This is a genomic window from Gardnerella sp. KA00288 (assembly GCF_049244085.1).
In the GTDB taxonomy this organism is placed as follows: domain Bacteria; phylum Actinomycetota; class Actinomycetes; order Actinomycetales; family Bifidobacteriaceae; genus Bifidobacterium; species Bifidobacterium greenwoodii.
This window is the reverse complement of record NZ_CP058373.1, coordinates 541391-558192: the sequence shown is the minus strand read 5'-3', so window position 1 is coordinate 558192 and position 16802 is coordinate 541391. Positions and strand designations below refer to the sequence as shown.

Annotated in this window: 9 protein-coding genes; all 9 read right to left on the bottom strand. The window is 46.4% G+C overall.

All coding sequences use genetic code 11. From position 1 onward, the window contains the following. Positions 1-16 precede the first annotated feature (16 nt). The gene (locus HXT52_RS02055; protein WP_421776084.1) at positions 17-7273 is read right to left on the bottom strand and encodes a peptidase; all 7257 of its coding nucleotides are present in this window, start codon (positions 7271-7273) and stop codon (positions 17-19) included. A gap of 875 nt (positions 7274-8148) precedes the next feature. Continuing rightward, complete coding sequence (metF, locus tag HXT52_RS02050) at positions 8149-9003, bottom strand: methylenetetrahydrofolate reductase [NAD(P)H] (protein WP_421776083.1); 855 nt, start codon at positions 9001-9003, stop codon at positions 8149-8151. Between the two features lie 3 nt (positions 9004-9006). Further along, positions 9007-11349 (bottom strand): 5-methyltetrahydropteroyltriglutamate--homocysteine S-methyltransferase, encoded by a 2343-nt coding sequence (metE, locus tag HXT52_RS02045; protein ID WP_421776082.1) that lies wholly within the window; start codon positions 11347-11349, stop codon positions 9007-9009. 483 nt (positions 11350-11832) lie between these two features. Next, entirely contained in the window at positions 11833-12390 is a 558-nt protein-coding gene (locus tag HXT52_RS02040; protein WP_421776081.1) for a SixA phosphatase family protein, read from the bottom strand. 9 nt (positions 12391-12399) lie between these two features. Then, positions 12400-13536: a tRNA (adenine-N1)-methyltransferase gene (locus HXT52_RS02035; RefSeq protein ID WP_421776080.1), complete on the bottom strand. Its 1137-nt coding sequence runs from the start codon at positions 13534-13536 to the stop codon at positions 12400-12402. 57 nt (positions 13537-13593) lie between these two features. After that, complete coding sequence (gene tsaD, locus HXT52_RS02030) at positions 13594-14637, bottom strand: tRNA (adenosine(37)-N6)-threonylcarbamoyltransferase complex transferase subunit TsaD (RefSeq protein ID WP_004106430.1); 1044 nt, start codon at positions 14635-14637, stop codon at positions 13594-13596. 1 nt (position 14638) lies between these two features. Further along, positions 14639-15187, bottom strand: a complete 549-nt coding sequence (rimI, locus tag HXT52_RS02025; RefSeq protein ID WP_410313464.1) for a ribosomal protein S18-alanine N-acetyltransferase — start codon at positions 15185-15187, stop codon at positions 14639-14641. Positions 15188-15212: 25 nt separating this feature from the next. After that, on the bottom strand, positions 15213-16040 hold the full coding sequence (tsaB, locus tag HXT52_RS02020) for a tRNA (adenosine(37)-N6)-threonylcarbamoyltransferase complex dimerization subunit type 1 TsaB (protein WP_421776079.1): 828 nt from the start codon (positions 16038-16040) through the stop codon (positions 15213-15215). Positions 16041-16153: 113 nt separating this feature from the next. Beyond that, complete coding sequence (gene tsaE / locus HXT52_RS02015) at positions 16154-16726, bottom strand: tRNA (adenosine(37)-N6)-threonylcarbamoyltransferase complex ATPase subunit type 1 TsaE (protein WP_004137453.1); 573 nt, start codon at positions 16724-16726, stop codon at positions 16154-16156. Between the last annotated feature and the right edge of the window lie 76 nt (positions 16727-16802).

Genomic DNA, 16802 nt, shown 5'->3' with positions numbered 1-16802 from the left:
TTAGTTACGCTAGAGCTTACTCTTTAGAGTGCTTGCGACGGCGAGAAGCCACGCCTGCAGCACCAAGACCAGCAAAGATTACAGCAAATCCTGCAAACAAGCCAGTTGCAGCACCAGTCTTAGCAATCTTATGACCAGATGCGCCACTCAAACTATTAAGCAACGCAGCCTTAGCCGCCTGAAGCTTCTTCAAAGCCGCATCAACCTGAGCCTGAGTTGCATTAGGATCGTTAAGAACGCTCTTAGCCTCAGCCAAAGCCTGCCTGTAAGCCACAGCCTGAGCAGTATTAGCATTAGTTTCCACAGCATTGTTAACTTCGATTTGCAAAGCAGTCTTATCTACCAAAGCACCATAAGACTCGTGGCCGTTTACAAAACCGTAGCCATTCCAATCTCCAGTACCATTGCCAGATCCGCCGAAGTGACTCAAGAAGTCAAGAATACGCTTCTTAGCATCTTCAAGCTTCTTCAAAGCCGCATCAACCTGAGCCTGCGTAGCATTAGGATCGTTAAGCACGCGACGAGCCTCAGCCAAAGCATCCTCATAGGCATCAATATCAGCCTTATTGCCAATAATGAAGTACGGCGACTTACGGAAGTTAGCATCATCATCAGCCTCATCCTGAAGCTTAGACTTATCCGTGCTATTTCCAGCCTTAAGCTTAGCCTTAGCATCCTGAAGACGCTTCAAAGCCGCATCAACCTCAGCCTGAGTTGCGTTAGGATCTGCAAGCACAGAATTAGCTTCGTCGAGAGCGTTCTTGTACTCGTCAATAGCCTGCTTAGACGCGTCATCACCCTTAGCTTGAGCATTCTGATACTCAGGAGACTTAGTGAAGTCATCATCAGCCTCTTGACGCAAATCATACTTGACCGTGCTGTAGTTGTCAGTAATCTTCTTCTTAGCTGCTTGCAATGCATCTAGAGCATCGTAAAGCTCTTTTTGAGTTGGAACTTTAGTACCAGCTGGAAGATCAGTCTTCGGCTTGCCAGTAGTACGATCGAACTTCTCAAGCATCTCCTTGGCAGCCTGGAGCTTCGTGTTATAGTCTTCAAGAGCCTTCTTAGAAGCTTCATCACCCTTAGCAGTCGCGTTCTTGAACGCAGGAGTGTTCTCGAACAAGCCATCGCGCTTGTCGTCGTCGCCGTCCTTCGACAAGTCAACTTCTTTTTGAAGATCAACAGGACTGGTCTTGTAGTTAGCAAGAATCTTTTCCTTGATTTCCTTCAGTGTCTGAAGAGCATCGTCAACTTCTTGCTGAGTTGGGATGTCCTTTTCACCCTGCTTTGGCGCAGAACCGTCGTCACTAAACTTCTTCAGAAGATCCTTAGCCTTCTTCAACGCAGCCTGGTATTCCTTTACATCAGGAATATCTTCCTGGCCATCACCCTTCTTAGCAAGAGCGTTCTTATACTCTGGGCTGTCCTCAAACTTCGGATTGTTTTCTTGACCGGTCGCGTCCTTATCCTCAGCTTCCTTCTTGAGGTCAGCCGCGTTGGTCTTGAAGTTGTCGTCAATGTCCTGCTTTGCCTTCTTCAAAGCTTCAAGAGCATCATCAACCTGCTTCTGCGTTGGCTGTTTATCGGCTTCAGCGTTTGGATCTGGGTTATTCACCTTGTTGATAAGATCCTGCGCAGCTTGGAGCTTGTCGGCATATGCCTTGAGCTTTTCCGTTGCAGTAGCATCACCAGCGTTCGACTTTGCGAGTGCGTTCTTGTAGGTCACCGATGCCTCGAACGGAGGTATTACATCCTGGCCCTGGGCGTCCTTGTCGCCTACTTCATTAGAAAGCAATTTGACATCAGTCTTGTAATTTTCAGTTATCTTCTTTTGTGCAGTAACAAGTTGCTTCACTAACGCGTCAACCTCTGTTTGCGTCATCTTGCTTGTATCCTGCAGTTTTGTAGCAATTTTTTCAATGAGCTTACTCAAGCCAGGTTTTTGATCGGTTCCATCCAAATCTTTGCCAGCCTGCTCATGCTTTGCATTATTATTGTCATTCTTGATAGCAGTAGCATTTTTGTATTCAGGAGTCTTCTTAAATACATCTTCTGCGTATTCCTTGGCTTGCTTAAGCTTATCAACGTCTGTTTTATAGCCGTCGGTAATAGCTTGCTTCGCCTGCTTCAAAGCCTCAAGAGCATCGTTAATCTGCTTTTGAGTTGGATGAGAACTGTTCTTCGCAGTCGGATCTATAGGATTAGCAGCCTGTACAAGATCGCGAGCCTTCTTGAGGGCTTCCTTGTAAGCCTTGACATCGTCATTCTCTGCACCCTTTTCGCCCTTCTTGACAAGAGCATTCTTGAACTCTGGCGTATTCTCGAAGTCGTCTTCGGTAACAGAAGCATGCTCAGGAGTAGACTTTTTAATTTCGTTCTCAAGATCAGTAGTAACGGTCTTGTAGTTATCTTCAAGCTTCTTGCGAGCGGTATCGAGAGCCTTAAGCGCGGCATCAATATCTGCTTGCGTTGGCTTTGCGTCTTGTGGCGTATCGTCGCTGTCATGCTTCTTCAAAAGCTCCTGAGCTTTGGTCAAAGCTTCGTCATACGCCTTCTTGTCTGTGGCGGCCTGTTTGTTCTTCTGTTCATCTGGCTTGCCATCAGGAGTTAAGAAGTGAGGATCAGACGCATTGCGATACGCATCAGAAGTAAGCGTTCCTTCTTCTGGAGAAGGAACATCTGCCTTGGTACCATGCTTCTTTACGCTTTCTTTGAGCTTGGTGGTGTCAGTCTTGTACTTGTCAAGCTCTGTGCGAGCCTTGTCAAGGGCAGCCTTGGCGTCGTTAATGTCCTTCTGCGTAGCGTTAGGATCATTAAGCTTTTCTTTGGCTGTGTTAAGAGCTAGACCATAGGCATCTGCAGCCGCTTTAGCAGCATTATTCTTTTCCTCATCCGCGCCCGAGCCATCAGGTTTCTGGAAGCTTGGATGCGATGCGTTCTTAAAGGCAGGGCTTGGATGCGTATCCGAATCCTTGTTAATCGACTTAATCAGCTCATCGGTCTTAGTCGCAAACTTATCCAGCGCCTTCGCCGCATCATTCATTTCCTGAAGGATTTTGGTAACATCCCTATCCAACGGCTCACCGTTCTTGTGTGCCTGGATATTGTCCAGATATTTGCTGTCGTTAAGGTCGCCACCCTTAGCAGGAATATTTGTATCAGGAATATCCTGACCGTTTTTTTGATCCTTAGGAAGATGGTTCGTGAGCGCCTTGTGCAGCTTTTCAGCTGCCTTGTCATACGCTTCCTTAGCTTTCTTAGCAGCTTCTACCTCAGCCTGTTCTTCTGGCGTTGGATTTGTCTTTTCAGCAAGAGCCTTCAAATTCTTGTAGGCAGGGCTGTTCTTAATGGCAATATCATTAAACACAGCCGCAGAAAGTCTGCTGGTGTCGGTTGCATAGGTGTCAATAATCTTGCGCGCGTCAAGAAGTTGTTTCTTAACCGCATCAACCTTGTTCTGATCTACGGTGCTCCCCGGCTTATTTAATTCATCCATCAAGTCTTTGGCAGCGTGATAAGCGTCGTTATAGGCTTTGAAGTCCTTTGCAGCTTGAGAATCTTTGCCCTCAGCTTGCGCTTTATCAAAGGCATTGAAGTACGCTGGCATCAAATAACCACTGAAGTTGTCAGCAAGCGCTTTACCAAGATCGGTTTTATCCGTAGAGTACTTATCAGCATGAAGTGCTGCTTCAGCGTCTTCAAGATCTTTTTTAGCCTTTTCTACATCTGCCTTTGTAGCTTTGTCATTGGCGAGAACTTCTTTAGCTTTCTTTAGCGCGTCGTCGTAATTCTTAACGACTTGCTGGGCATCAGGATCGTTAGTCTTCGCCTTTGCATTCTTGTAGAACACGCTTTGCTTGTCAGGTTTGGTTGGATCAGGATTATCGAAGCTCTTTTGCACGGCAGCGTCAAGAGGAGACTTGTCGGTTGCGTTCTTGTCGAGCGCAGCCTTAGCATCCTTAAGCTTCTTGATAGCCTCGTTGACTTCCTTTTGGGAAGCATTAGGGTCAGCAACTACTTTTTGAGCTTCAGCAACAGCCTTGTCGTATGCGTCGCGCTCTTCCTTAGTAGAGTTCTGGTAGGTTGGGTCGGCAGTCTTGAGCTTTTCGTCACCTGTCTTACCAGCCTCACCCGTGTTTACCTTGCCGTCCTTAGCAATCGCGGCGCTTAACTCATCCTTGTTGGTGGTGAAGTCGTTAAGCTTTGCGCGTGCAGCATCAAGCTTAGCCTTGGCGTCGTCAACGGCCTTCTGAGTGGCGTTGTCGTCTGCCTTTACCTTCTCAGCTTCAGCAAGTGCCTCATCATAAGCTGTTTTAGCAGCCTTAGCTGCTTCATTCTTCTTGGTATCAGGCTTTCCATCATCGGTCTGGAATGCTTGATCAGTAACGTTCTTATACCTATCAGTAGTTACAGTGCCAGGAGTTGCTGCAGTAGCGCCTTCTTGAGCCTTGCCATTGGCTTCAATCGACTGGGTCAAGCCGTTCTTGTCGGTCTTAGCACCATCAAGCTCGGCGCGCGCCTTGTTAAGGTTAATCGTAGCGTTATCGATTTGAGCCTTCTGCTGCTCGGTAAGCTTCGATTCTTCGGTATCCTTTACAGACTCATACAAGTCCTTTGCAGTTTGCAACGCCTTATCGTACGCCTCCTTCTTCTTGTCAGAAGCGTTGTAATAGGCTGACTGTGTTGGAACATCTTTGCCTTCAACAGCAACAGTCTTGTGATCCTCAACAGACTTCTTCAAATCACTTGTCTTATGATTCGTCTGCGGCACAAAGATAACGTTAATCGCCTTTGCTGTGTTCCAAGGGTTTTTGCCACTTTCGATGTAAATGTTTCTATACATCGTCATTCCATACGGCAAAACAAACAGGCGCGCCTTATATACCTTGTCTCCCTTAGCAGCAACTTTTACCGGCTTAGCGTCTTCATCCCAGGAATACGAACCAGCATTCGATAAATTATCGCCAAGGTTCACATCAGAATTATCAACTGGTCGACTATATTTCCAGTAAGCGCCGTCCATATTGCCGAGCGACAACTCAGTTGTAGGCTGTCCATCTTTAAGCACGTAGCCTACATGCGACTTCTGCGGGTTGTCTTTATCGCCTTCATGAGCAAGAACTTCGCCACCAGTAAGCGTTGGCAAGCCAGACTGGGTCTCCTTTGGCGTAGCTTTCAGCAAATTAAGAATCTTATCGGTGTCAAATTTTTCTGCCTTGGTTGGGTCGTAGCGGTAGATGATGGTCTTGTGGTCTTCGCTCCAAGAAAGGCCTTCGTCGGAGGCGCGGCCATCAATCTTGTCTTTAGTCCAAGTAACGTTGTAATCTGTGCGAATATTTGGAATCTTTGTAAGCTTATTCGCCTTTACATCAGACGTAAACTCGGCAACCGCCTTATCGGTCTTAATCTTAACGGTAATCGTGTTTTCCGCTTGACCGTTCGAGATGCCCTGATTGCCAGTACCAGATTTAGTAAGATTGCCCGTAAGGTACGAAAGCGAAATCTGGTTCTCGTAGTCAGCTTCAGTCAGGCCAAGCTTATCATTGTCCTTGTTAGCGTCGTAAATAGCCTTCTTAATGCGCGCAATCTCGTCTTTTGAATAATCGAGTGGGTTAGCAACAAAGACTGCATTCTTGCCAGTTGGAACTGCAACATCCTCTTCCTTGAGCTGCTTCAAAACGAGGTCTTTGAGGGCAATCTTAGGAGCGTCGTTTGGATCAACGCCGTCGAAGTTGATGGTGAACGTGCCGTCAGCGCCAATGCTTACCTTGTCTTGTGACACATGATTAAGCTGTGCAAGCTTCTTTCGAATGTCAGCCTTTTGATCCTCTGTGAGCTTATTGATGTCCACCTCGTCCACAATCGGCTTATCGATACGCGTGTCGTAGCGCGCAACCGTAAGCGGGAGCGCTTGCGACTTAAAGCCGAGGTCGGAAATGAGGTAGGTTTTGAGTGTTTGAGCACCAGCAACATATGTTGTTGGCTGACCATCTTTTGACGTCACCTGATTGATTTTTGCAAGCTGGCCAGCGTCATATGCCTGTTGGTCGTTAATGATCACCTTTTTATCAGGGTCATCTGGCGTCTGAACAAATGCATTGTTTGTTCCAGTGCGTCCACCTACGCCAAACGCCTTGCTCGCAGCTGTAATTTGTTCGCGAACCGACAACGGTTTAGATGTCTTCTTATCCTTAGCCTCAGTAGGAGCATCAAGAGCTTCTTTAAGCTTATCCTTGATCTGTTTATCCGTAAGCTCTTCGTTATATTTAAGGACTATCGAACCTGCCGTTTTAGGCGGAACAAGCGTTGCTGCGCGCGCAATATTCGTCTTGTACAGCACTACTGTTTTACCGTCTTTTTCACCGTACACATAAATGCAACGGTTTGCAGCATATGCTGATGCACCGCCCGTAACAGTACCCTTTGTATACAGCTGGTTCATGGTAAGCGTGGCTGTACCATCAGCATTTACCTTAAATTCATATGTGCCAGAATAAGATTGATGCTCATCTTTGGCAGCAGAATCGGAGTAATACTCAAGAAACTTTCTAGAATTTTTGTTATCAACACCATTTGTATCAGTTGGAAAGATTGCTACATTAGTAATGGTGCTTCCATCATCCGGTTTTGCAATGGTAAACGTGACTGAATGTTTCTGTATATCTTCAACATACACATTGTCGGAAGATCCCCATGCGTACATGTTTGGGACGGAGTCTTTTTGATTTTTTGAGATATTTATTTGATTCGAAACAGAAGGTTCTTGATTTGCTTCGCGATCTTGATAATTCGAAACAGAGCGATCTTGACCAACAACAGTAGTTTCCTGCTTCTTCTCTTCCTCATCAGACTTCTTATCGTCGGTCTTTACTACAGACTGATCACCCTGCTTTGCACCAGACTTTTCTTCAGCCTGCTTCTTTTCTTCAGGATTATTAGTGTCTTCCTTCTCGTCAGTCTGATTCTTCTTATCAGCTTCCTTAGCTTCAGCTTCCTTAGCTTCAGGCTTAGCATCAGCCTTCTTACCAGCCCCAGCATTCTCATCAGCAGTCACAGGAGTCTGGGTTGCATCAGTAGGAGCAGCAGCCGCACCACTCTCCGCCGCCATTGCAGGAGTTGCACCAAAAGCGAAGGCAGCACCAGCTAACACGCCAGCGGCTCCAACTGTAAACGCCGCCACCTTGCGAGCGTCAACAGCCTTTTCAATTGCGTTATTTACTGCAGCATCCAGCGTTACCTTGCGTGCGTGCTTCCTAGAATTTGAATTAGCCATTATGTAGCTCCTTGAATACTAGATTCTCTCTGAACAAGTCTTTATGAATTTATTAGCGAAGAGCTTGATGCAGTAATCGAACGCTGATTGAACTACTGTCAAATACGTATTAAACTTCTGCTCAGCCCTCAAAAGCGCAATCTCTTTTATTGAGATTCACATTCAATAATACTGAATATACAAGTTTTTTGCAACATATTTGTTATGATGTATAGCCTACTAGACCCCCCCCCGCGAGGCTTTATTCCAACGTTTTCGGCAGATTTTAGGGTTAGAAACTTCCATATTTAACGTAAGACAAATTACATTTTTAACGGCGATTCTAAACACATGCTTAGTATAAAACGCGATTATTTCATGCATTTATACATTTTTGCGCATTTGTATACATTAAACACTCTATGTTAAATTTCAATACTCACTACCACTCGGTCGTGTGGATATTCGCGTGGTGAGATTTGAGATTTTTCGCACTGAGCGAGGCGAACGTCAGAGCCGAAGGCTGCTGATTCGCCGAGTGAAGAAGAAAAATCGAAAAATCTCTGCGATAAAGCACGGTTATTAACGAATTAGCATGCAGAGTTTGGGGGATTTCTTTACGAGCACTAAAAGAGGACTGAGAAGCTACATTCTTTAAGAAAGGCGAACACACTAAGTGCCTTTAACAGCCAGAGCGCCCGAAGGACGGGACGTGCGAGGAGAGAAATCCCCCAAAACTCGCGCCACGGCAAGCAAGAGCGGAGCGCTGTCCTCACGGCTAATCGCCGTTCGGCTGAGCTTGCACGGAAAGTCCACTGGACTTTCCGCCTGAGCAAGCTCACGCTCCGAGTTGCCTTCGCGCGCTACGCTTTAAGCGCTCAGGCAGGTCGTCGCGCCTACCCAATTTTCGTAAACAGCGGCTTCACATTCGACCAAATCCTGCGCGCAATACCCGGATGATTCATGGTATACAAGTGAATACCATCCACACCTTCGGCAATTAAATCGTTAATCTGCTGGGAAGCAAAAATACTTCCAGCATCGCGCAAGCAATCAGCATTACTCCCCCAACGATCCATCATTGCGGAAACTTGCGAAGTAATGCGCGAAGAGCAAAGACTCGTCATGCGCTTAACTTGCGAAGCGTTAGCCACAGGCATCACTCCAGCCTCAATTGGCACGTTAATGCCGGCCGCACGAGCTAAATCACGGAAGCGCAAAAAATCCTCGTTATCGTAAAAAAGTTGCGAAATTAAATACGTAACACCAGCATCAACCTTGCGCTTCAGATTATCAATATCCGCTTGCAAACTTTCCGCTTCCGGATGCTTCTCCGGGTAGCAAGCGCCCAAAATCGGCAAATCCGGGCGCTTTGAACGAATGTAGGAAACCAAGTCACTAGCATGCTCAAAAACGCCTGCCGCCTCCTGGCCAGCAATCACGTCTCCGCGCAAAGCCAAAATGCCGGAAACGCCAGCATTATCAAACATTTCCAAAGCTTCATCAACAGCATCATAATCAAGGTAGCGAGCTGTTAAATGAGCAACCGCGTCAATACCGTATTCGGAGCGAATAGTATTCGCAATACGCGCAGTAGCAGTACGATCCTGCAGCTTTCCAGTGCCGTAAGTAACCGAAATAAAATCCGGGTCAAGACCCTTCAAGCCATCCAAAGTATCGTAAATCGTACCAATAGGAGATGTGCGCTTAGGTGGAAAAACTTCCAGCGAAAACTTTGGTTTATAAGTCACAACTCACCCCCTGCTCGGCTGATCGATTAGCTTGTTATCTTGCAATTCTTCCCTAACCTCGCGAGAAGCAGCAACAAGATTCTCCAAGCTTGGCCAAGTTTCAGCGTCGCCACGAGTTTTAAGACCGCAATCCGGGTTAATCCAAAGCTTCTCAGCAGGCATCTTGCGCAAAATCTCGTGAATACGCTCCACAAGCTCAGCCTTACCAGGAACGCGCGGAGAATGAATGTCGTAAACGCCAGGGCCAGCCTCAGTTTCAAAATGCGCGTCGTGAATAGCGTCAAGCACAACCAAGTCGCCGCGAGAAGCTTCGAAAGAAATCACATCCGCATCCATAGCATCAATGTCGCGAATAATGTCATTAAACTCCGAATAGCACATATGCGTGTGAATTTGCGTAGTCGCAGCAACAGCAGAATGAACCAAGCGGAAAGCAGCAATCGCCCAATCCAAATACTTCTTATGCCAATCAGAACGGCGAAGCGGCAACTTTTCACGCAAAGCAGCCTCATCAATCTGAATCACACGAATACCAGCTCGCTCCAAATCCAACACTTCATCGCGAATAGCAAGAGCCAACTGCTGAGTCTGCTGCTCGTGAGTAATATCCTCGCGAGGCCAAGACCAGTTAAGAATCGTCACAGGGCCAGTAAGCATGCCCTTAACAACGCGATTCGTGCAGCTTTGAGCGTAAGCACTCCATTCAACAGTAATAGCAGACTCGCGAGAAACATCCGACCACACGATTGGAGGCTTCACGCAGCGCGTACCATAAGACTGCACCCAAGCGTTCTTCGTAAACTTAAAGCCGCGCAAATGCTGGCCGAAATATTCAACCATGTCGTTGCGCTCAAACTCGCCGTGAACAAGCACATCCAAGCCAATCTGCTCCTGATGCTCAATGCACTTGGCAATGCGATCGCGCATAAACTCGTCGTAAGCCTCACGCGAAATCTCACCCTTACGAAGAGCGGCACGAGCGTTACGAATATCCTTAGTTTGCGGGAAGGATCCAATAGTAGTAGTTGGCAAATCCGGCAAGCCAAGAGCTTCCTTTTGCAAACGCTGGCGCTCAGCCCTTTCCGGAAGTCGCACAAAATCAGAATCTTTAAGATTCGAAAGACGATTAGCAACAGCAGCATCAGCCTTAACGCGCGAACCGTCGAACAAAGCCTGATTTTTAGCCAAAACGTTACTTGATTTGCGGCTTTCGTCACTTTCTGCAGCAAGATTTGCAATATCGCGAATCTCCTGCAACTTTTCAACAGCAAAAGCAAAATGCTGCAAAACATCCGCACCCAAAGCATCCTCACCAGCAGTGCTAAAAGGCACGTGAAGAAGCGAGCAAGCAGTAGAAACAGCCACGCGATCCGTAACATTCTCACGCAAAGCATCAATAAGCCCAAGGCTCACAGCATAATCGTTACGCCAAATATTACGGCCGTTCACAACGCCTGCAAAAAACGTAGTATTATCATTCACACCATAACGCTCAATGGCCGCAAGATTCTCATCCTTGCCTTCCACCAAATCAACACCAACACCGTCAAAACCAAGATTATTCACAGTCTCGTAAGCATCAGCAATATTGCCAAAATACGTGTTAAGAAGAATCTTAACTTCCGCACTCCTAGCATCAAGCAAAGGCTTATACAAAGCTTCAAAAAGCTCCAAATCGCCATCTTCTTTATCAAGCGCCAAATAAGGCTCATCAAACTGCAGCCAAGTTGCGTGAAGCTCGCCAAAACGCTTAACAATACTCGCATAAGCGTTAGCCAGAGCCGAAATCACAGACTCAGTTACTTCCAACTCCTGAGCTTCAGGAGTACGAGCCAACTTCAGAAAAGTGTACGGGCCAATTAGCACAGGCTTCGTTTCCAAACCCTGCGCGCGAGCCTCCAAAAACTCGTCAAAAGGCTTAGTTCCAGACAAATGCAAGCCTTCCGGATTCTCAACTTCCGGCACAATATAATGGTAGTTCGTAGTAAACCACTTCTTCATTGGCAACGCCGTCACATCGCCACGCTCACCCTGGTAGCCGCGCGCAATAGCAAAAAGCGTATCCTCAGCATGCTCAAAATTCAATTTACGATAACGCTCCGGCACAGCGCCAAGCAAAATAGCCGTATCAAGCATTTGATCATAGTAGCTAAAATCGTTACTTGGGATTAAATCAATTCCAGCTTCCGCCTGCAAACGCCAATGCTTAGCGCGCAAAGACTGAGCAACCTCACGCACTTCATCCAAAGAAGCATCCTGCTTCCAATAACGTTCAATAATCTTCTTCAATTCACGATCAGCGCCAATTCGCGGAAAACCAGACACCGAAGTAAAAACCGTAGACATACATCCTCCAAAAAATTTCTTTTCGACTCACATTTACATTTATTTCTTTCGACTCGCTTTAGCCTAGCAAAGAAATGAGCGATTGTGGTCATTAAAGAACTTGGGGTGTCGTTATAAGCTTAATTTATATGCTTAATTTCGTGCGTGTTTCTTTTCCCTGGCGAAATGTGAGCAATGGAAATTGCTTGTCTCGCAGCGCTACGCTCTTATACCTTATTTAGACTTAAAGGTTGCATAGTTAAGTTTAGTTTTTTACTTACTTTCTTTCAAAAATAGTTATTTATCAACAAGATATTACTATCGCTCCGCTTTTATATTGCTCGACCAAGCAATTCCCATTGCTCACAGCAAACTAACCAAAATAACAAGAACTATTCAATTAAGCTACGGGTAGGTGCGCGGTAGGTAGGAGTGCCTGGTGTAGTGTGTGCGGCAGCAATGACGTTAGTGTTCTTTGAACAACAGGGATAAGCGTATACAACGTTAGGCAAAGGATTTGGGGGTTAGGATTGCGAGGGCCGTGGCGCCTCGCAAGCCGCAAGTTGCAAATGGACGATCAGACACAAGCACCACAATCGACGCATTAGCAAGCCCCAAACGCATCGCCCCAAGCACATCCGGATCCGAATCCGGCGAAGAAAGCCACTGCGCAGCCATAGACATCGTCGGCTCATGCCCAACAATCATCGTCGTATGAACATCACCTCGAACCGTCTGCAACTCGTCCATAACCGACTGCATACCACCATCGTAAAGACTTTTGCGCGACTCAACCACAGGCGCATCACCAAAACGCTTCAACATTCGCTTCAAAGTTTGCTCAGTGCGGTTCGCGCTAGAACACACAATATAATCCGGCACAAGCTTCAAAGACTCCAAGCCCTTTGCCATAATTTTCGCCTGCTTCAAGCCCTTATCAGTAAGGCCACGACCCCAATCGTCACCCATTTGAGGCGCCTCAGCCTTCGCATGACGCATCAGCAACAAAACGTACTTACTATGATGTGCTTTTTTCATAAGCTTTTTCATTGATGATGCCATAATGATCTCCTACTTAGCTTGACTATGCTCTATTTCTTGCGATTGCACAGTTACTTGCGATTGTAAAGCTTGCGAATCTTGCGGCAATTGCGAAAGCTGCACGTCTAAATCGCGCAAAACTTTACGCAATTTACGGTCCGAAATATCGCGCAAAGACAAGTCTTCCAACTGCTCCGCGCGCTCTTCGGCTGTCATATCGTCAATATCGCTCACAGTATCTTTAGTACCGTGCTCGCGCTTCTTCAAAGCACTAAAACCTTCAGCCATTGCGCGAGAAACAATCAAAAATCCAGTGTGACCAATCATCGCGTGATCCGGGCGCACAGCCAAACCTTGAGCTTTCCAAGTGCGCTCCAATGTTTCCTGAATTTCCGGCTCGGTCCACACGCCGCTTTCTCGCAAAGCTTCAGCCATTCGAGACATTTGCGTCGTAGTCGTAACGTACGCAACAAGCACGCCTCCCGGCACAATAACGCGATGCGCTTGTTCAAGGCGATTCCAAGGATCAAGCATGTCGAGCATAATGCGATCCACACTGTGCGCGTCTAAAGTTTTTGCAACCGAATCAAAATCGCCAGTAAGCAAATTCCACCATTCTGGGCGCTTACCGTAGTACAAAGTTGCGTTGGACTCGGCAATGCGTGCAAAATCCGGGCGAAGCTCAATAGTAGTAAGCTTTCCGCACTCCCCAACTGCGTCCAAAAGGCTTAAGCTCATAGCTCCAGAGCCAGCGCCCGACTCCAAAACGCGCATTCCGGAGCGAATATCTCCTAAAGCAATCACTTGCGCAATATCTTTAGGATACATAATTTGCGCGCCCCTAGGCATAGAAAGCACGTAGTCAACCATGCGAGGTCGCATAGCAACATAATCCCAGCCGCCAATAGCGCGCGCGGCTTTCCAAGGTTTGTTGGACGATTTAGAAGGATCAACAATAGTTTGCTGAGCTTCACGCTTCGCACTAACAGTAGTAATTACAACGCCTTCGCTTTGACCAATCACGTCGTCGTGACAAATAAGACCGTGCTCAGTTTGCGTAACACCGCCTGAAACAAGCTGTGCAGTAATTCGCTTACCTTTACGATCGGTGAATTGAATCTTTTCACCTACTCGCAACACTCCACTACGCGAATTAACTGACTGCACAAAACACCTCACTTATTTTATAGCAACTTTTTAGCGCAACTTTTATTATTTCTACTATTATAAGCTCACCGTTGTAAGCGGCATAGCAGAATCGATTGCAAAGTCAGGCGCAGAAGGACGAACCCCTGCTTCCACCAAATTCACTCCAAGCATTGCAACCATCGCACCGTTATCCGTACAAAGCTTCAATTCCGGCAAACGCACTTCAATTCCATGCTCCTTGCCGCAAGCCAGCAAATGCTCACGAAGCTGCGAGTTAGCGGAGAATCCGCCGCCAATCATAAGCGTTTTAGAACCGTACTGCTCGCAACCCATCATAGCTTTGCGTGAAAGCACTTCCGCCACAGAATTAGCCAAAGAAGCACACACGTCATCAACTGGAATTTCAAGCCCTTGAGCCTCACGTGCCTCCACCCAGCGCGCAACAGCAGTTTTTACGCCCGAGAAGCTGAAATCGTACGGATGCTCCTTGCCAGAACGACCTTGCGTTAAGCCTTGCGGCACTTTCAAAGTATCCGGATTGCCAAGCCTTCCATGCCTATCAATATGAGGACCACCCGGGTATGGGAATCCAAGAAGGCGCGCAACTTTGTCGAAGCACTCGCCTGCAGCATCGTCCAAAGTTGTACCAACAACATCAATGCTTCTAGCAATATCGTTCACGTGAAGAAGCGAAGTGTGACCGCCGGAAACAATTAAAGCAAGCACATCTTCCGGCACGTCACCAAATTGCAACTGCGTTACTGCAATATGCCCGATTACGTGGTTAATACCATAAATTGGCTTATTTGCAGCCCAAGCCAAGGCTTTAGCTCCAGAAACTCCCACAGCTAAGCAGCCTGCTAGACCAGGGCCTGCGCTTACTGCAATCGCGTCAACATCGCTTAAATCCATGTTTGCGTCTGCTAAAGCTTTAGAAACAACCGGCACGAAAGCTTCAGCGTGCGCGCGAGAAGCAATTTCTGGAATTACGCCACCGTAGCGCGCATGCTCTTGCATTGAAGATGCCACCACATTTGACACCAGCGTGCGTCCGCGCACAATAGCTGCGGCTGTTTCGTCACAAGTTGATTCAATTCCTAGTACGATTGCTTCGCTCATTTTATTCCTCTGTTACATTATTTTTTGTAGAAAGTTTGTTATTTTCGCTTAAATCAGCGCACATCGTGTACGCATCCACGCCTTCCGGCTGATAGTATCTTTTTCGCAAACCCATTTTCGTAAAACCAAAGCGATTATACAGCGCGAGAGCAGGAACATTGTCAACTCTAACTTCCAGCAGCATGCGTTTAGCGCCAATTTGTTTTGCTGTTTTAATCATGGTTAATAAAAGCTTAGAGGCTACGCCTTTTCTTTGATATTTTTTCGCAACGCCAATTGTCATTATTTGCGCATCATCGCCGTCAAACCAGTAGCCAGCATACCCGCATAATGTATGCGTATTTTCGTCAATTTCTGCATAATACGCGCGCATAGGAGCTTGCAATTCTTGCGAAATCATGCTCTCGTTCCACGAGCCTTTGCCGAACAAGTCGGCTTCAATTGGCGCTATTTTTTGCGCTAACTCATCGCACGTAAAATCGCATTTCGACACTATATTGCAACCTTCGGCTACTGCTGGAAATTTAGAATGCGTTATATCGACAATCATAATTACTCAAATCGTTAAAACGCTTCTATTTTTCTTTTGCCTTATTCGCTTCGCCAGATCCAAGCACATGCTTAAGCGGATTTGGCACAGAAACGTCCGGACGGCGCAAATACAGCGGTTCAACAGCTTTTACGTGCTCGTCTTTATTTACACATTCCAAAGAGCACTGCTCGAAAATTTGCAAGCCTTGCACACCCAAATCAAGAGCGCAAACTTCGGCAATAACGCCAACATGCACAATATTTCGCCAATCTTCAACGTATTTTTTAGCACCATGCCCGAGCACATCAACGCAATAATTTTCGTTAGTTTCGCTTGCTAAATACTCGTTTACACGAGACACAACATTTTGCGGATAGTCAATATCCATATTGATTAAAGCATTTCCTTCATCGTCATACAAAGACATGTACACTTGACGACGACGAGCATCGTTTAGCGAAAGTACGAAGTGGCGAATATCAGAATCGCAAGAATCGGCAGAATCCGGAATATTTAGCAGCAAATCCTTGCAAATAACGCCATTTTTGCGAGCTTCTTCAAACGCTCCAGAGCGCATCATCAAACTTTGAGGAAGAAGACTATCACACCCCAAAATTTGGGCATTATTTGCAAACGCGATTGCTTTCGCAGCAACTAATCCTGCGCGAAGACCAGTAAAAGGAGCAGGACCTACTCCAACAACCACACGATCAATATCCGAAGCCTTAAGCCCCGCATTTTCCACAACTTTCGCAATATTTACTTGCAAACGCTCCACGTGAGTGCGAGAGTCGGTTTCAACAATCGGCTCATTTCCTACAATCCCAACAGTAGAACCAAATGATGTGTCAATAATCAGCGTATTACTCATGTTTATTCCTCGAAGTCATGTACCTGACTAGCTTACTCGCTTACCACAACTTGCTTTATTTATTGCGATATTTACTGTAATATTTTCTGCTATATTTTCCGCGTATTTCTTAATTACAATTTTGCAAGTCGATTAAGCCAATCCTTGCCAACAGCTTTTAAAGTTACGATTCGCTCACCATCGCTAGTAAAGTCGTCAACTTGCGAAGAATCAATAGGCCTTGCAATATGAACTTCTAAGCGCTCACTTGCCAGCACTCCAGCCATTTGCTCACCCCACTCCATAAGCACAACAGTGCCATCTCCCGGCTCTTCCAAAGCTTCATCAAGACCCAAAGATTCAAGCTCGTCAAGCAAACGCGAAACAGTATCTTGACCCGGAGCGAAATCCTCACCACCCAAACGGTAAGCGTCAACGTGAATTAGCGTCGCCGGCTTACCATCCGCAAAAGTGCCGTGCAATTCGCGCGCAATCGTAAAAGTTGGAGACACAATCGGCTCACTAATTGAAAGACCCGCGCCAAAACCTTGAGCGAACGTTGTTTTACCAGCCCCAAGAGGACCAGAAAGCAGCAAAACGTCTCCTTCTTTAACCAGTTTTGCCACAGATTTACCAAGTTCGCGCATATTAGTATCCGTAGGCACAGTACGAACTTTTTGCTGTTCTAACACCGTTTCTTCTTTCATACTTAACACAATCTTTCACACAATATTTTTAATTTACGATTTTTAATTTACGATTTCTAATTTACGATTTCTAATT